The organism is Sinobaca sp. H24 (assembly GCF_023845525.1).
On the sequence record NZ_JALBWT010000002.1, the window covers coordinates 1 to 17,200 of the forward strand.

Sequence of the window (17,200 nt, forward strand, 5' to 3'; positions counted from 1 at the left end):
ACTTTTCCTCCTTAAGAAACGACTGGTGTAAAGAAGCATGAAAAGCGTATACAGACTTTCGTTTTCTATTGGTGAAACAAAACGCTTTATTCAATTGTAAAGGTTTTTAATCCAGAAAGAAATATGGAAGGCTGTAAGAAAGGAACACGAACATGTTAAAAAAGAAATGGCTGGTTGTACTGGTACTTGGTACAGCATTTATTATATTAAGTTTTGGGATTTATCTTTCTTCTGTTGTTATCGGTGCTGCAGCTATTGATGAGAAAGAACTCGTGATGAATGAAACGTCCGTGCTTGAAGACGAAAACGGAGAGCTTATCGCGGAGCTGCAGGAAGAAAATAGAGATTTAGTCGATATTGAGGAACTGCCCGATCACGTTAAAGAGGCATTTGTGGCTATTGAAGATGTGCGTTTTTACGAGCACCAGGGGATAGACCCCAGAGCTATAGGACGTGCGCTTTATCGTGACATCCTTGCAGGAGCTGCCGTTGAAGGTGGAAGTACGCTGACACAGCAGCTGGCTAAGAATGCCTTTTTAACAAATGACAAATCACTAATGAGAAAAACAAAAGAAGTGCTGATTGCCATGGGGCTGGAGCGGAAATTCAGCAAAGATGAAATTCTCGGCTACTACTTAAATCAAATATACTTCGGCCACGGAGCTTACGGTATTCAGTCTGCCTCAGAGATGTACTTTAATAAAGATGCTTCGGAGCTTACTGTTCATGAAGCCGCGCTGCTTGCGGGTATGCCTAAAGCACCAACTACTTATTCACCGGTAGACAATCCGGAGGGCTCAAAAGACCGGCGCGACGTTGTTCTTTCCGTTATGGAACGGCACGGCTTTATCAGTGCAGAAGAAGCGGTAGCCGCGCAGGGCAGAACGGTGCCTTCCGAACTGCACCGGACCGAGAATAATCCGGCCTACTATACGTATATTGATATGGTTTTAGCAGAAGCAGAAAATACGTATCAAATCAGTGCGGAAGAAGTGTACCGGGGTGGTTATACGATTACGTGCCAATGAATAATGAGATGCAGCAGATATCCTATGATTTATTTCAGGACAGCAGTTATTTTCCAGAATCATCTGAAGCCAGAAGTGAAGCCTCCTTTTTCATGATGGACAGTGATACCGGAGGAGTGACAGCGGCACAAGGTGGAAGAGAATATGTGCGCCAGGGCCTGAACCGGACGACAATGAAACGGCAGCCTGGGTCTGCAATGAAGCCGCTTGCTGTATACGGACCGGCACTTGATACCGGCGATTATGAACCTTATTCGATGCTGGTGGATGAAAAAACAGATTACGATGGATATGAGCCATCCAATAATAATGATGAATACCAGGGTGAACTCTCCATGTCACAGGCTCTGATCGAGTCTACGAACACATCAGCCGTGTGGCTCTATGATCAAATCGGAGAAAGCTACAGCAGAAGCTGGATGGAAGAAGCCGGACTGCAGGTGGAAGACGAAGGACTCGGTGTAGCTCTGGGGGGCTTGTCCGAAGGAACGTCCCCGCTTGAAATCGCCAGGGCCTATACGTCATTTTCCAATAATGGTATGAAAGTAGAACCTTATTTTATAGAAAAGATCGAAGACCGCAGTGGAGAAACAATCGGTGAACGAGAGGTAAATGAAACCGAAGTAACCACTCCGCAGAACGCATGGTATATGACAAGAATGCTGGAGCAGGCTGTACTGGAAGGAACCGGTTCAGCAGGCGGCAATACTTCCTATGCTCTTGCCGGAAAAACCGGCACAACCTCTTTTGAAGCTGTGGATGATGCAGCCAGAGATGCCTGGTTTGCAGGCTATACACCGGAGTGGACGGGATCCCTGTGGATGGGGTATGACCAGACAACGGAGGAAAATTATCTGGAAGGCGGCAGTTCGTACGCCGCTACTTTGTTCAAAGAAATTTTAAATCGTCTCCCGGAGGAGCAGACAGCGTCACAGCAGGAGTTCGAAAAGCCGGAAGGGGTACAGGATCTGGCCGATCCGATCAATATGGGAGAAGTCAATGACCTGAATTCTTCATTAAGCTTTAAAGGCTCCGGTTTGATTAATGTGCAGCTTACCTGGACGCCATCCGAGGATGACCGGGTGAAATATAAGCTTTACGAAATCGACGGGGATGAAGAAACAGAAATTGCTGAAGTTCAGGGCGAGGGCTCTTATACCGTCGAAGGAGTAAATGTATTTTCATTAAAAGATTACAAAGTAGTTCCATTTAATTCCCAGACGAACCAGGAAGGAGAACCTTCCAACATTACGGAAGTGGAAGTGGGATCCATCTGGGGATCTGCTTCTTAAAGCAGGCAGCCGGCACTTATTTAGTGCCGGTATTTTTTATGAAAAAAAGTCAGCGCCGGCATAAGGCGTTATGGACAATTAATGACTCTTTGCGATAAGTACTATACATGACATTCAGACAAGAGTATGGTAAAAATGATATGGAATTCACACAGAATAAGACAGGCCACCGATATGATATCAGTGCAGTTAAAAGGGGTGCAGGAGATGAACATGCCATTCAACGACCGGTTTTTAAAAGCTTGCAGAGGCGAGGCGACGGATCATGTACCGGTTTGGTATATGAGACAGGCGGGAAGGTCTCAGCCGGAATACCGCAAGATAAAAGAAAAATATTCATTATTTGAAATTACCCACCAGCCGGAGTTATGCGCGTATGTAACCAAACTGCCGGTTGATCAATACAATAACGATGCAGCTGTTTTATATAAAGATATTATGACTCCGCTTCCAGCCATGGGAGTCGATGTAGAAATTAAATCCGGCATCGGCCCGGTTATTTCCAATCCGGTCCGGTCCATGCGGGATATAGAAGCATTTGGTGAACTACATCCAAAAGAAGACGTTCCGTATATATTCGATACTATTTCCCTTCTCGAAAAGCAGCTGAATGTTCCTTTAATCGGTTTCAGCGGCGCACCATTCACATTGGCAAGCTACATGATTGAGGGAGGACCATCGAAAAATTATCACCATACCAAAGCGTTTATGCATGCGAAGCCCGAAGCATGGAATCTGCTTATGAATAAATTGGCTGATATGACTATCGTGTACATTAATGCACAGATAGAAGCCGGTGCTAAAGCGATTCAGATTTTTGATTCCTGGGTCGGAGCATTGAATGCGGCAGATTACCGGACGTTTGTAAAACCGGTAATGCATAGAATATTTACAGAACTGCAGAGAAAAGACGTGCCCTTTATTATGTTCGGTGTAGGTGCCGGTCATTTAATGCAGGAGTGGAATGATCTGCCTATTGATGTAATGGGACTCGACTGGAGAACAAGCATTGGAGAAGCCAGGCAGGCAGGCGTCCATAAAGCCCTGCAGGGCAATCTGGATCCATCGCTTCTCCTGGCACCGTGGGAAAAAATTGAAGAGCAGGTAAAGCCTATTCTTGATGAAGGTATAAAAAATGATGCATACATCTTCAATTTGGGACACGGGGTCTTTCCGGAAGTAGATCCGCAGGTGTTAAAACGATTGACAGCATTTGTTCATGATTATACGAAACAGGCAAAGGAGAGTAATTAATATGAAAAAGAAAATTGGACTCCTCGTCATGGCTTACGGAACGCCGAGAAGCCTGGAAGAAGTAGAGCCTTACTATACCCATATCCGCCGCGGCAGAAAGCCTTCGGAAGAAGCACTCGAAGATCTGGTGTCGCGTTATAAAGCGATCGGCGGCATTTCTCCGCTGGCGCGTCTGACAGAAGATCAGGCAAACGGACTGACGGAGGTGCTTAACAGCCGTCATGAGGATGTAGAGTTTGTGATGTACCTGGGCCTTAAACATATTGACCCGTTTATTGAAGAAGCGGTAGAGCAGATGAAAGAAGACGGTATTGAAGAAGCATACAGTATCGTTCTGGCCCCGCATTTTTCCACTTTCAGCGTAAAGTCATACAACGGCCGTGCCAAAGAGACGTCCGAAAAAATTAATGGGCCGGTAATCCACAGTGTGGAAAGCTGGTATAAAGAACCGCTCTTTATAGACTACTGGGTCAATCAGGTAAAAGAAACGATGGCAGAAGTAGAAGACGAAAACAGAACCTGCGTTATTTTTTCCGCCCACAGTCTTCCGGAAAAAATTCTGGCCAATGGAGATCCTTATCCGGAGCAGCTGCGTGAAACGGCGGAAATGATCGCCGAACAGGCAGGTATTAAGCATTATGATATAGGCTGGCAGAGTGAAGGCAACACGCCGGATCCATGGATTGGCCCGGATGTTCAGGATTTAACTAAAGATCTGGCCCACAATAAGGGATTTAATGCGTTTGTTTACTGTCCGGTAGGGTTTGTGACCGACCATCTGGAAGTTTTGTTTGATAATGACGTAGAGTGTAAAGCTGCGACAGATGAAGTAGGCGCGGCTTACTATCGTCCGGAGATGCCTAATGCAAAGCCTGAATTTCTAAATGCGCTGGCGAATGTCATTGAAAGCAAAATGAATGCCAGCGTAGAGAAGTGACTGTAATGACGACTAAAACAGCTATTATTGGGGGCGGTATCACCGGCCTTTCCGCCGCCTATTACCTGCAGAAAGCTATTATGGCAAACGATCTGGATATGGAATTTAAGCTGTTTGAGAGCAGCAGCAGGCTTGGCGGGAAAATACAGACGGAATACCGGAACGGCTTTGTTATGGAAAGAGGACCTGACTCTTTTCTTGCCCGAAAAGAAAGCGCGTCCCGCCTTGCAAAAGAGGTAGGTATCGATAAAGAGCTGGTTTCCAACTTTGCCGGTCAGGCTTATATTCTAAAAAAACTAACTTATATCCGATTCCTAAGGGATCGGTTATGGGTGTGCCGACGAAGTGGATGCCGTTTTGGAAAACGCCTCTTCTCAGCTTTAAAGGAAAAGTGCGGGCTTTAGCTGATTTAGTGATACCGAAAAGCTCGCCGGCAGAGGATCAATCCCTCGGCGGCTTTTTCCGCCGTCGTCTTGGTAGTGAGGCGGTTGATTATTTGATTGATCCGCTCTTATCAGGAGTGTATGCGGGGGATATAGATAAGCTCAGCCTGCAGGCGACCTACCCCCAGTTTTTCGAAGCTGAACAGAAATATCAAAGTTGATGCGCGGCTTAAAGCCGCCTGCTCCTGAGAAAAATGAAGACCCTTCTAAGAAAAAGGGGGCTTTTCTAAGCTTTGAAAGAGGATTGTATTCTTTAGTAGAAGCCATTGAAAACCATTTAGAAGAAGAGGCCGTAAAAAAAGATACGACACTGACGCGGCTTTCCAAAACGGACCGCGGCATGATGCTTCATTTTAAAGACGGCTCTACTGAAGAAGTAGATAACGTTATTATGGCAACCCCTCCGCACGTAACCTCCAGGCTGCTTCAGGATCCGGTTATTGAAAAGACGCTGGGAAACATCCCGTCTACAACTGTGGCTACGATATCGATGACGTTTGAAGCCGGAGAAGTCCCGGAATCATTCGATGGTACGGGGTTTGTTGTATCCAAAAAAGCAGATTATACGATTACGGCCTGCACTTGGACCCACCGCAAATGGAAGCATTCCGCACCGGCGGGAAAAGCGTTAATCCGCTGTTATGTAGGAAAGCCCGGCGGAGAAGATATTGTCGAAAAAACGGATGAAGAAATATTGAATGCCGTACGTCATGATTTGGAAAAAATTATGCAGATTCAGGCAGAGCCTTCCGACTTTTTAGTAACAAGATGGAGACAATCCATGCCCCAGTATGAAATTGGGCATAAGCAGGCGCTTGCGGAAACAAGAAATCGTCTCCAAACAGCGTTTCCTGCTGTATACGCAGGCGGCGCAGCCTTTGAAGGCGTAGGTCTTCCTGATTGTATCCTGCAGGGGGAAAAAGGGGCGCAGTTCGTGCTGCAGCATGAAAAATACTAAACAAAAAACCCGTCCACAGAAGGGGTTTTGCAGTTTGTTGAGAAATGAAAGAAACAAAAATTGTTTTCTTCAGTGGTCCGACCTTCCAGACCCTTGCCCATAAAAAGCTGTCGAGAAAGTTTTCTTTCTCGACAGCTTTTAAAGTTTAGATAGTTTTCATTTTTTATGAGTTAAATAAGAAGGGTGTGTTAGTCTCTGTTTCTACTGTTATTTTTCACCAAGCCAAAGCCGAGCGTCAATAAACCGGCGGCAAGAAGGACAGCCCCAGCGTAAGCAGTATAAATAAAAGCATTCGGCTCTGTGGCCTGCGGATCTAATACGGAAAAGAAAAAACCAACCGGAAGCAGAATGGCCGATAATGGAATGCTGTGCCGGATAAAGCGCTTCGGTCCCGGTCCGTAAGAAGTATGATCCACATATAACAGTACGACCAACGCCAAGATAAGGAGCACTCCCGCATGCGCATGACCTGCACGAAACAAATCCTGCCGAATTTGATTATCTACATAACCTGCATCCATGGAAACAATCATTTGCAGTAGACTAACTCCCCCATAAATCACTGTAGGCAATACGATAACAAGCCAGCCAGCGGTTTTACGGCTCTCTTCTTCCACTTGTTTTCCTCCTTAAATTGAAAATCAATCATTGTATAAATGGTTCGGAGAAAGTGATCAGCGGACACCAGTTCTTTTACAGAAATAGTTACTTGACTGCGCCGATGATTTTTGGCTTTGCCAAGCATCTTAGGATCGCTCTTTTTCTTTTTAGTATACGACCATTCCAGTGTATTGCCTACAAAAAACTGCTGCAAAAGAAAACTTTCCCAACCACCTGAAAAACCCCCTCCACAGGAGGGGCCAGATTGTTGAGAAGCTGTTCCATTTTGTATATCCATACATGATCTCATATATTTTTAAAGTATTTTATGAAAAGAAAAATAGAAAAATAAACAGGGGTGACTCCTGCAGAACAGCCATAGCAGAAGATAAAGAGGCGTTTTCTCCTCTTTAGCTGAGGCATGGCCTGCGGAAAGCACCCCTGTAAAGATTTTGTATAAAAATACCTGTATTTTATCTTTTTCAACAGCTTGACCCCTCCATAGGAGGGGTTTTGATTATGCTTTGGAAAGATAATGGCCGGCTAAAGCATAAAGCACGGCGTTTGTTACAAAGTGAGAGGAAAAGTCGTTGGGATCCTGCTGGGGATACACTTCCACGTAATCCATTCCGATCAGCCCTTTTTTAGCAAAAGCGTGAATAAGCGTTAATAGTTCATGAGAATGAAGTCCATTTCCGTCAATGGGACCACCGGGGTTAAAAGCGTGGTCAAGGACATCGCTGCAGATGCTTAAGTAAACGGCATCGGTCTGTTCGGAAGCAATCGCGTATACTTTATCCGCAAACGCCTCCAGATCGTGTCCGTTTTTGCGGATATCATGAAGCGTGAGAGTTACGGCGCCGGCCTCTTTTGCGCTTCGCCCATTTTCCGGCTTGTTTCTCGGCCCGTGAATGCCTAAGTGAACGAGGCTTTCATTTCGGACGCCGTCTGTTTCATACAAGCGGGCAAACGGGGCCCCGCGGCCGTATGGATCCCCCATAGAGCTGTCATTGTTGTCATAATGGGCATCCATATGAATGATTCCTACTTTTTTTCCTTTGGAAGCCAGCGCTTTTACAATAGGATAGGTAATGCCGTGATCTCCTCCCAATGCTATGGGGAATGCCCCGCTGTCCCAGGCCCTGCCTGCAAATGCGGCAATCCGCTTCATCGTTTCTTCGACATTGGACGGCACAACGTCAATGTCGCCGGCGTCGCCCATTGTAAGATGTTCTTTTACATCTATATGATCAAGTTCAGGCAGGTAGCCGCTGTATCTCGCGGAGCTGAGCCTTATCACTTTAGGAGCCAGCTCACAGCCGGTGAAATCCCCCCAGGTCACTGCCCCTTCCCAGGGCACACCGTAAAACAGCACATCTTTGCCGGCTGCTTTCTTCCAGTCGTCGGAGACGTCGGTGCTTCCTAAATAACAAGGTGTATTACCGTAAATATACTCTTCATCCCGCATGTCCATTCCCTCATTTCTAAATATAGCTTTAATGTGAAGAAAACTTTATTATTTTATTGTATAGGAGAACGCGGCTGATAAAAAGAAATATTATCCCGGGAATGGCCCGGCTTTACCCGTCGGCAGAAGCAGCCGGCGAAACTTTTTGTTGTTATTTCACCCAATGTCAGGTACATTCAATTCTGGACGATTTATAGGCTGTTCTGGTTTTCACCGGGGAATTAATGGTACGATAAGAAAACACAGAAGCTGTAGAAAACAGCCCGAACGGGTCTTTTCATCATTAATCATTCTAGGTTTCAGCCTTTGGCTGCACACAACTTTAGTCTAATGTCAAAAACTGGGAAGTGTTGAATATTGCAGGAAAAAGATAAATTGAATATTCTCCGGCATTCCAGGCATGACTGGATGAATGTAGTGCAGGTCATCAAAGGAAATCTGCAGCTGGACCGAAAAGATCGTGTCTATGACATTCTCAATGAAGTAACAAGACGCGCTGAGCACGAAGCAAAGCTGTCCGACTTGAATACGCCGGACCTTGCTTATAAATTGATTACCTTCAATTGGCAGTGGCAGAAATTTCATTTAGATATTGAAATGATCGGAAAACCAATAGATTGTGCCCGGCATGAAATGTGCTGGCTGAAATTTTTTGACCAATTTTTTGAAAAGCTTAATGAGCAGTCCAACAGCATGACAGACCCGAATCTTCTCGTGAGCTTTCATCTTCAGGAATCCCCCTATATTGAGTTTGATTTCCAGGGCGGTATCCAGGATATGAAACACATGCAGGAGTGGCTGGCTGAGTGGAAAGTTTCCTCGAGCTGCTACGTAGAGAATATCGTAGCAAACGAGCAGGAACTGGTATTTGTACTGAATAAAAAATAAGGAGTGAAGCATGTGTTTGTAGATAGAGTAAAAGTCTACCTGAAAGCCGGAGACGGCGGCGATGGTATGGTAGCATTCCGGCGCGAAAAATATGTACCAGACGGCGGCCCGGCCGGAGGCGACGGCGGAAGAGGTGCCGACGTTGTATTTGAAGTAGATGAAGGCCTTCGTACGTTAATGGATTTCCGTTATAAAAAACATTTCAAAGCCAAGCCGGGTGAACATGGACGCCCTAAAAACCAGCATGGCAGAGGGGCTGACGATTTAATTATTAAAGTTCCGCCCGGTACGATTGTAACCGACGATGAGACGGGCCAGGCACTGGCCGATCTTGTAGAACACGGACAGCGCGCGGTCATTATAAAAGGCGGACGCGGAGGACGAGGCAACTCAAGATTTGCGTCTCCTTCCAACCCTGCTCCGGAGCTGAGTGAAAAAGGGGAGCCGGCAGGCGACCGGAACGTAACGCTTGAGCTGAAGGTTCTGGCTGATGTCGGTCTCGTAGGATTTCCAAGTGTAGGAAAATCAACTATACTAAGCGTAGTTTCTTCCGCCCGTCCCAAAATCGCTGATTATCCATTTACTACGTTAAAACCAAACCTTGGTGTTGTTAATGTTAAAGAAGGCGTCAGCTTTGTTATGGCTGATCTCCCCGGTTTAATTGAAGGCGCCCACGAAGGCGTAGGACTTGGACACCAGTTCCTCCGTCATATTGAAAGAACACGTGTCATTGTGCATGTTCTGGATATGTCCGGTATAGAGGACAGAGACCCATATGATGATTATTTAAAAATTAATGAAGAGCTTAAGCAATATAATATGCGTCTGCTTGAACGTCCGCAGGTTGTAGTAGCTAATAAAATGGACATGCCGGAAGCCCAGGAAAGACTGGATGCTTTTCTGGAAAAAGCACCAAAAGACCTGCAGGTATTTCCAGTGTCAGCCCTGACAAAAAGCGGGTTAACGAATCTGCTGCGTACGGTGGCTGAATTGATCGACACGACCCCTGAGTTTCCTCTTTACGAAGATCATGTGGATAAAGAACAGCGTGTTCTTTACTCCTTTGATAAGGAAAAACAGGCTTTCGAAATTACGATTGATGAAGACGGCACGTTTATCATTTCAGGAAAAGAAATTGAGCGCCGCTTCAAAATGACCGACATGATGCGCGATGAATCCATTAAAAAATTCTCCCGTCAGATGAGACACATGGGAATAGACAGTGCACTCCGGGAAAAAGGAGCAAAGCACGGCGATATAGTAAAACTTCTTGATTTTGAATTTGAATTCATGGAAGGCTAGAAGACCTTGGGCTTGCCCGCTTGTTGTAAAACAGCGTGCAAGTCTTTATAATGTATAATTAGTATGAAAATGATGGTATCGACCATGGTTAATGGCGGTGAAACATATTGGCAGAGAAAATGGACCAATTTTATTTAGTGCGCCAGGATCTGCTGACAGAAGCAATGCAGAAAACACTGGCTGCAAAAGCTATCCTCGAAAGCGGGAAGGTAGCCAGAGTGGCGGATGCAGCAGCTGAAGTCAACTTAAGCCGGAGTGCTTTTTATAAATACAAAGACGCAGTCTTTCCTTTTCACCAAATGATACAAGAGCAGATTATTACATTATCTATTCAGCTTGTGGATAAGTCAGGCTCATTATCCGAGCTGCTGGCGCTAATGGCGAGAGCGAATGCCAACGTATTAACAATCAACCAAAGCATTCCTCTACAGGGAAGAGCCAACGTTACGCTTACAGTAGATACGTCTGCTTTGAATATGGAAATTAGAGAGCTTGTACGCAGAATTCAGGCAATGCCTGCTGTAGAGAAAGCAGAAGTAGTCGGATCAGGGTCATTGTAAATTTATTGAAACAGGGAAGGAACGATGGTTATGAATAAGATAGGATATCTAGGCCCGAAGGGGACGTTTACTGAAATGGCGGCAGTTTCTATTTTCGCAGGTGAAGAGCTAGTTCCATTTGAGACGATTCCGGCCTGCATGGACGCCTTAGCGGCCGAAGATATAGACCGGGCGGTTATTCCTCTTGAGAATACGATTGAGGGATCAGTAAACATGACGCTGGACTATTTAATTCACAAACACAACCTTCCTATCATCGGGGAAGTAACCGTTCCGATTGAACAGCATTTAATGGTGCATCCTTCCCGCGCTGAGCAGTGGAGGGAAATTGAGGATGTGTATTCGCACCCTCATGCGATTGCCCAATGCCATGATTTTCTGACAGATATACTGCCCGGTGCCAGCCTGCATTACACAAACTCTACGTCCGCTGCTGCCGAAAAACTGCATGATGATCCATCCATGAACGCAGCGGCTGTAGCTAATATATTAGCGGCTGAACAGTATGGATTGACGATTGTTAATGAAAATGTACATGACTACGAAAATAATCATACGAGATTTGTCGTGCTCGCCCAGGAAGATTCAATGGAATTACAGCCGGCTGCCAGCCGGACGGGAGATAAAACCACATTAATGGTTACTCTGCCTTCCGACTTTTCCGGTGCCCTGCACCAGGTCCTGTCTGCATTTGCCTGGAGAAAGCTGAACTTGACGAAGATTGAATCAAGGCCGATGAAAACAGGAATCGGAAACTACTTTTTTGTGATTGACGTGGATCAGCTGATGGATGATGTGCTGCTTCCCGGTGCAGTAGCAGAACTAGAAGCACTTGGCTGTGGAGTTCGTATACTAGGGAGCTATCCCTGTCTATTCTCCGTTGAAGAAATAGAAAGCACAGAAAAAAAGCCAATTCCTAAATAAGGAATCGGCTTTTCTTCAAGAAGACAGGCATTAGGAAAGGAGAAATCCTTCTTCTTCCAATGCATCACATACGTTATCCAAAATTTGTTCAGAAGCGGCTTCAATAGTATGCATGTGCGTGCCGCCGGTCAGCTCAGAGAGCAGCGCAGCGTTTGTGCTGGATATTTTTTTGATGAACTGACTGATGTCGTAACGATTTTTAATTAATAAAGAGGCGGTAAGGTCGCCGTATATAGGGTGGTCTACCGAAACATCCACAACTACTGCTCCATAATCCACTACAATCTGAAGCTCTTTCTGCGTCGTTTCTATATCAGAGAGATGATAGCAGGCTATTTTTCGTTGAACCATGGATGGAGCCTGGGCAGCTACAAGAATATAGCCCTGGGCTGTTGCCAGAATAGGCTGTCCTTTTGCTTTTAAAAGGGAAACATCCTGTACGATAACCTGCCGGCTGACTTTTGTTCGTTTGGCTAATTCACTTCCTGTTAAGGGAGAGGATGCTTCCTCAAGCCACTTGAGTATTTGGTTACGGCGTACTTCGCCGAGCATTTTATCCGGATTATTCATAGTATATGCTCCTAGTGTGCTTATTTACGGTACCTCGTGTAATTGACTTTAAAGGAAAAACAGCTATTTATCAAGATAAAATAGAGGAGAGATCTGTTATGGCAGGGCATTCAAAATGGAATAATATTAAGCATAGAAAAGAAAGACAGGATGCAAAGCGGGCGAAGATCTTTACGAAGCTTTCCAAGGAGATTTTTGCTGCAGTTCGGGAAGCAGGAGATGATCCTTCCACAAATCTGCGGCTTCGGGCTGCCATTGCCAAAGCAAAAGCAGAAAATATTCCCGGCGATAATGTAGAACGGACGATTAAGAAAGCATCCGGTGATACAAGCGGCATTCAGTATGAAGAAATTACGTACGAAGGATACGGTCCGGGAGGCGCGGCAGTCATGGTCGACGTGCTTACAGATAACAAGAACCGATCCGTAGCAGAGATCCGTCATGCCTTTAATAAAAACGGCGGCAATATGGGAGAAAGCGGCTGTGTTGCTTTTATGTTTCACAAGAACGGCTATATTTTTCTTTCCAGTGAAGGTGTAGAAGAAGAAACCGCTATGCTTGATGCTATTGAAGCCGGCGCGGATGATGTCTGGCAGGATGAAGAAGTATTCACAGTAACCGTGCCGGTTAAAGAGCTGGAGCAGGTGAAAACGGAGCTTGAAGAAAAAGGATATAAAGTAGAAAAAGCGGAAGTGCTTATGGAGCCTGAAACAACGGTAGAGCTCAATGAGGAAAACGCGGAAGCGATGATAAAGCTGATTGATGTGCTGGAGGAAAACGATGATGTCCAGGACGTTCATCACAATTATGACTGGAATGAAACGCAGGAGCAAATAAATCAGTAATACCCAAACGCCGGCTTTTTTGATAGGATTAGGGAAAGTATGTTCGCAGGATGGGGAAGGGTGTCTTGATTGATAGAATATGTAGCAGGCAGAGTGGTACGGGCAGAAGGAGACACGATTACAGTGGAGGTCGGGGGCATTGGATACTTGATCTACTGCGCCAATCCTTTTGTGTTCCAGCTGAATGAAGAAAATACGGTGTATACCTACCAGTATGTAAGAGAAGATATACTAAGACTTTACGGATTTAAATCAAGAAAAGAGCGCGAGCTGTTTGAACGGCTGCTTCAGGTGAGCGGCATCGGTCCGAAGGGTGCGCTTGCGATTCTCGCAGCCGGGGCTCCGCTTCAAGTAGTAGAAGCAATTGAAAATGAGAATGAAGCATTTTTAGTGAAATTTCCCGGTGTTGGAAAAAAGACAGCAAGACAGATGATTCTCGACCTAAAGGGAAAGCTTCAGGATATTGTAGGAGAAGAAGGCTATCTTGCTTCGTCGAATGCATCCGGCCCCCTATTCGACCAGCCGCTTGAAGAAGCACTGGAAGCATTGAGAGCACTGGGCTATGTAGAAAAAGAAATACAAAAAGTGAAGCCAAAGCTTGCCAAGGAACAGATGAGCGCAGATGAATACGTCAGGAAAGCCCTGCAGTGGATGCTCTCATAAAGGAGAGACGAATGAATAAAAATGGTGGTGAGCAGTAATGGATGACCGTATCGTATCGCAGGAAGCAACCAACGATGATCAGTCGATGGAAAGCGGTCTTCGTCCTCTGCAGTTTTCAGAATACATTGGACAGCACAAAGTAAAAGATAATTTAAGTATTTTTATAGAGGCCGCCAAGATGAGGGAAGAGTGCCTGGACCATGTGCTGCTATATGGTCCGCCCGGTCTTGGTAAAACGACACTTGCTATGATTATTGCCAACGAAATGGGCGTAAACATTAAAACAACATCCGGTCCCGCAATTGAAAAGCCCGGTGATCTGGCAGCGGTTCTTACCGCGCTGGAGCCGGGGGATGTTTTGTTTATTGATGAAATACATCGTCTTCCGCGCACAATTGAAGAGGTGCTGTATCCGGCAATGGAAGATTTCTGTATTGATATTATGATTGGAAAAGACGCGACGGCCCGTTCGGTAAGGCTTGATCTCCCGCCTTTTACCCTTATAGGAGCAACCACAAGAGCGGGAATGCTTACAGCCCCTCTGCGGGATAGATTTGGGGTTCACGCCCGTCTGGAATATTACCAGCCGGAGGAGCTTGCGAAAATTGTTGCCCGCAGCGCGGATTTATTCCAACTCGATATTACCGAAGAAGCGTCTTATGAAATGGCAAGACGTTCAAGGGGAACCCCGCGTATTGCCAACAGGCTTCTGCGCCGCGTCCGTGATTTTGCAATGGTACAGGGAGACGGCCTCGTAACAGAAAGCATAGCAAGAAATGCGCTGGAAAAGCTTCAGGTCGATAAGCTGGGCCTGGACCACATTGACCATAAGCTCCTTAAGAGCATCATAGAAACTTTTGCCGGCGGACCGGTAGGAGTCGAAGCGGTAGCAGCGTCTATTGGGGAAGAATCCCATACGCTGGAAGATGTATATGAACCGTATCTGCTACAAATTGGATTTTTAATAAGGAGTCCGAGAGGGCGGATGGTAAGCGCCAGAGTGTATGAGCACTTTCAGCTGGAGGTGCCCGAGCAGTGAACGATATCCCAAAACTGCTGATTGGTCTCGGAGCGGCACTTATCCTATTTGGATTGATCTGGCAGGTAGGCGGACGTTATATTTCATTAGGCCGGCTGCCGGGAGATTTTTTCTTTAAAGGAGAAAATACTTCCTTTTATTTTCCGCTCGCTACTTCCATCATTATAAGTATCGTGTTATCTTTGATCTTATTTGTGATAGGCCGTTTTCGTTAAAATGGCATGCATAGAAAGGAATACTGGAAATGAACGTACAGGATTTTGATTTTGAACTTCCGGAGGAGCTGATCGCCCAGACTCCTCTGTTAAATAGAGACCGCTCCCGGCTGATGGTAGTCGATCCGCAGTCAGGTGAAGTGGAGCACCGTCAATTTCCCGAAGTGAAAACGTTTCTTCAAAAAGGAGATGCGCTGGTCATTAATGACACACGCGTACTCCCCGCCCGGCTGATCGGAGAAAAAGACACGGGGGCTGCGATTGAAATACTTCTGTTAAAGCAGCTCGAAGAAGACAAATGGGAAACGCTCGTAAAGCCCGCCAAAAAAATTAAAATTGGCACAGTGATAACGTTCGGCGGAGGAAAGCTTACAGCCGAATGTACAGAACTGCAGGAACACGGCGGCCGCATTCTTCAGTTTTCCTACGAAGGGGTGTTTCTGGAAATTTTGGAGTCCCTTGGTGAAATGCCGCTTCCTCCTTATATTAAAGAAAAGCTGGAGGACCAGGAGCGCTATCAGACCGTATATGCTGAAAACAATGGTTCAGCCGCCGCGCCGACAGCAGGCCTTCATTTCACAGAAGATCTGCTTCATGAACTGCAGGAGCAGGGGGTTCACATTGTTCCCCTTACGCTTCACGTCGGCCTCGGTACGTTCCGGCCCGTTTCGGTGGATTCCATCGAAGATCATGATATGCACTCTGAATTTTATGAATTAAAGCAGCAGGCAGCGGAGACGCTGAATGAAGTAAGGCGTTCCGGCGGCACTATTACAGCTGTGGGAACCACGTCGGCCCGTACGCTCGAGACTATTGCCGGACAGAATAACGGCCTGTTTACTGCGGGGGCGGGATGGACGAATATTTTCATCTATCCAGGCTATTCCTTTTCAGGAATTGATGCCCTGCTCACCAATTTCCACCTTCCGAAATCAACGCTGGTTATGCTTGTCAGCGCTTTGGCAGGAAAAGATACAATATTAAATGCATACGAAGAGGCAGTAAATAATAAATACAGATTTTTCAGCTTTGGAGATGCTATGTTTATTAAAAAGGGAGGGGGCGTCACATGAGCGCGATTCGTTATGAACTAATAAAAACGTGCAAGCAGTCCGGAGCCAGACTCGGAAAGCTTCATACTCCCCACGGGGTCATTGAAACGCCGATATTTATGCCGGTAGGCACGATGGCAACTGTCAAAACCATCAGTCCGGATGAACTCGAGGAAATGCACGCCCAGATTATTTTGAGCAATACGTATCATCTATGGATCAGACCCGGCGAAGATATTATTAAAGAAGCCGGCGGCCTGCACAAATTCATGAACTGGAACAAGCCGATTTTAACCGATTCCGGCGGGTTTCAGGTGTTCAGCTTAAGTAAACTCAGGGACATTAAAGAAGAAGGCGTTCATTTTAGAAATCATATCAGCGGAGAGAAGCTGTTTTTGTCTCCTGAAAAGGCGATGCAGATTCAAAATGACCTCGGGCCGGACATTATGATGGCTTTTGATGAGTGTCCGCCGCATCCTGCGAGCGAAGAATACATGAAAGCCAGCGTAGAAAGAACTTCCAGATGGGCAGAGCGCTGTCTGGGTGCGCATGCTAATCCGGATACGCAGGGGCTGTTTGGAATAGTGCAGGGCGGAGAATATGAACATTTTCGTAAACAATCGGCGAAAGAATTGATTTCTCTCGACTTTCCGGGTTATGCTATAGGCGGTCTATCAGTTGGAGAGCCGAAAGAAATCATGAATCGTGTGCTGGAATATACGACTCCACTTCTTCCGGATAACAAGCCAAGGTATTTGATGGGTGTAGGATCTGCTGATTCATTAATAGATGGAGCGATCCGAGGCATCGATATGTTTGACTGTGTCCTTCCGACTCGAATTGCAAGAAACGGGACATGCATGACAAGTTCCGGCCGTCTTGTCGTTAGAAATGCAAAGTTTGCCCGGGACTTCCGACCAATTGATGAGAAATGTGACTGCCATGTTTGCAAAAATTATTCCAGAGCTTACATACGTCATTTGGTGAAGTGCAACGAATCATTTGGTTTCAGGCTCACTTCTTATCACAATCTTTATTTCCTGTTAAACTTAATGGAGCAGGTCCGCCAGGCTATACGCGAAGACAGGCTCCTTGATTTCAGGGAAGAATATTTCGAGGCATACGGCTTTAATAAAGAAAATGCCAAGAACTTTTAGGTTTT

The 17,200-nt window shown here is 45.9% G+C and carries 18 protein-coding genes and 1 pseudogene; 15 read left to right on the top strand and 4 right to left on the bottom strand.

Translation table 11 applies throughout. The features are described 5' to 3' along the window. Positions 1–152 precede the first annotated feature (152 nt). From MMY81_RS33745 to hemY, 5 genes and pseudogenes are all read left to right on the top strand, one after another. Positions 153–1,028, top strand: coding sequence for a transglycosylase domain-containing protein (locus MMY81_RS33745; RefSeq protein ID WP_308215197.1), 876 nt, complete (start codon positions 153–155; stop codon positions 1,026–1,028). Continuing rightward, positions 1,025–2,320 (top strand): transglycosylase domain-containing protein, encoded by a 1,296-nt coding sequence (locus tag MMY81_RS33750; RefSeq protein ID WP_308215198.1) that lies wholly within the window; start codon positions 1,025–1,027, stop codon positions 2,318–2,320. The genes MMY81_RS33745 and MMY81_RS33750 overlap by 4 nt, the downstream gene beginning before the upstream one ends. Before the next feature lie 207 nt (positions 2,321–2,527). Further along, complete coding sequence (gene hemE, locus MMY81_RS03055) at positions 2,528–3,574, top strand: uroporphyrinogen decarboxylase (protein ID WP_252311982.1); 1,047 nt, start codon at positions 2,528–2,530, stop codon at positions 3,572–3,574. Between the two features lies 1 nt (position 3,575). Further along, the gene (hemH, locus tag MMY81_RS03060; protein WP_252311620.1) at positions 3,576–4,511 is read left to right on the top strand and encodes a ferrochelatase; all 936 of its coding nucleotides are present in this window, start codon (positions 3,576–3,578) and stop codon (positions 4,509–4,511) included. A 5-nt stretch (positions 4,512–4,516) separates the two neighbouring features. Next, a pseudogene (gene hemY, locus MMY81_RS03065) lies at positions 4,517–5,912 on the top strand (protoporphyrinogen oxidase). A 188-nt stretch (positions 5,913–6,100) separates the two neighbouring features. On the opposite strand, the gene MMY81_RS03070 reads toward hemY, so the two are convergent. The 3 genes from MMY81_RS03070 to MMY81_RS03080 form a co-directional block, all read right to left on the bottom strand. Continuing rightward, positions 6,101–6,529, bottom strand: coding sequence for a hypothetical protein (locus tag MMY81_RS03070; RefSeq protein ID WP_252311621.1), 429 nt, complete (start codon positions 6,527–6,529; stop codon positions 6,101–6,103). After that, positions 6,472–6,810: a hypothetical protein gene (locus MMY81_RS03075; RefSeq protein ID WP_252311622.1), complete on the bottom strand. Its 339-nt coding sequence runs from the start codon at positions 6,808–6,810 to the stop codon at positions 6,472–6,474. The genes MMY81_RS03070 and MMY81_RS03075 overlap by 58 nt, the downstream gene beginning before the upstream one ends. A 219-nt stretch (positions 6,811–7,029) precedes the next feature. Beyond that, positions 7,030–7,980 (bottom strand): agmatinase family protein, encoded by a 951-nt coding sequence (locus tag MMY81_RS03080; RefSeq protein WP_252311623.1) that lies wholly within the window; start codon positions 7,978–7,980, stop codon positions 7,030–7,032. A 357-nt stretch (positions 7,981–8,337) separates the two neighbouring features. On the opposite strand from MMY81_RS03080, the gene MMY81_RS03085 reads away from it, so the two are divergent. From MMY81_RS03085 to pheA, 4 genes are all read left to right on the top strand, one after another. Continuing rightward, a complete protein-coding gene (locus MMY81_RS03085) occupies positions 8,338–8,868 on the top strand; it encodes a Spo0B C-terminal domain-containing protein (protein WP_252311624.1) in 531 nt (176 codons plus the stop codon). A 12-nt stretch (positions 8,869–8,880) separates the two neighbouring features. Further along, the gene (obgE, locus tag MMY81_RS03090; protein WP_120193491.1) at positions 8,881–10,170 is read left to right on the top strand and encodes a GTPase ObgE; all 1,290 of its coding nucleotides are present in this window, start codon (positions 8,881–8,883) and stop codon (positions 10,168–10,170) included. A 119-nt stretch (positions 10,171–10,289) separates the two neighbouring features. Next, entirely contained in the window at positions 10,290–10,730 is a 441-nt protein-coding gene (locus tag MMY81_RS03095) for an ACT domain-containing protein (RefSeq protein WP_120193590.1), read from the top strand. Positions 10,731–10,754: 24 nt separating this feature from the next. Beyond that, the gene (pheA, locus tag MMY81_RS03100; RefSeq protein ID WP_252311625.1) at positions 10,755–11,654 is read left to right on the top strand and encodes a prephenate dehydratase; all 900 of its coding nucleotides are present in this window, start codon (positions 10,755–10,757) and stop codon (positions 11,652–11,654) included. Between the two features lie 30 nt (positions 11,655–11,684). Here pheA and MMY81_RS03105 read toward each other — a convergent pair whose 3' ends face one another. Next, on the bottom strand, positions 11,685–12,224 hold the full coding sequence (locus MMY81_RS03105; RefSeq protein ID WP_252311626.1) for a transcription repressor NadR: 540 nt from the start codon (positions 12,222–12,224) through the stop codon (positions 11,685–11,687). A gap of 98 nt (positions 12,225–12,322) precedes the next feature. Between MMY81_RS03105 and MMY81_RS03110 the strand changes: the two genes are divergently transcribed. The 6 genes from MMY81_RS03110 (at position 12,323) to tgt (ending at position 17,195) form a co-directional block, all read left to right on the top strand. Beyond that, a complete protein-coding gene (locus MMY81_RS03110; RefSeq protein WP_252311627.1) occupies positions 12,323–13,069 on the top strand; it encodes a YebC/PmpR family DNA-binding transcriptional regulator in 747 nt (248 codons plus the stop codon). A 69-nt stretch (positions 13,070–13,138) separates the two neighbouring features. Beyond that, on the top strand, positions 13,139–13,732 hold the full coding sequence (gene ruvA, locus MMY81_RS03115; protein ID WP_120193487.1) for a Holliday junction branch migration protein RuvA: 594 nt from the start codon (positions 13,139–13,141) through the stop codon (positions 13,730–13,732). Between the two features lie 37 nt (positions 13,733–13,769). Continuing rightward, positions 13,770–14,771: a Holliday junction branch migration DNA helicase RuvB gene (gene ruvB / locus MMY81_RS03120; RefSeq protein ID WP_120193486.1), complete on the top strand. Its 1,002-nt coding sequence runs from the start codon at positions 13,770–13,772 to the stop codon at positions 14,769–14,771. Continuing rightward, complete coding sequence (locus MMY81_RS03125) at positions 14,768–14,986, top strand: DUF2905 domain-containing protein (protein WP_120193485.1); 219 nt, start codon at positions 14,768–14,770, stop codon at positions 14,984–14,986. The genes ruvB and MMY81_RS03125 overlap by 4 nt, the downstream gene beginning before the upstream one ends. Positions 14,987–15,015: 29 nt before the next feature. After that, the gene (gene queA, locus MMY81_RS03130; protein WP_252311628.1) at positions 15,016–16,059 is read left to right on the top strand and encodes a tRNA preQ1(34) S-adenosylmethionine ribosyltransferase-isomerase QueA; all 1,044 of its coding nucleotides are present in this window, start codon (positions 15,016–15,018) and stop codon (positions 16,057–16,059) included. Beyond that, the gene (gene tgt / locus MMY81_RS03135; protein WP_120193483.1) at positions 16,056–17,195 is read left to right on the top strand and encodes a tRNA guanosine(34) transglycosylase Tgt; all 1,140 of its coding nucleotides are present in this window, start codon (positions 16,056–16,058) and stop codon (positions 17,193–17,195) included. Before queA ends, tgt begins: the two co-directional genes overlap by 4 nt. Positions 17,196–17,200 lie beyond the last annotated feature (5 nt).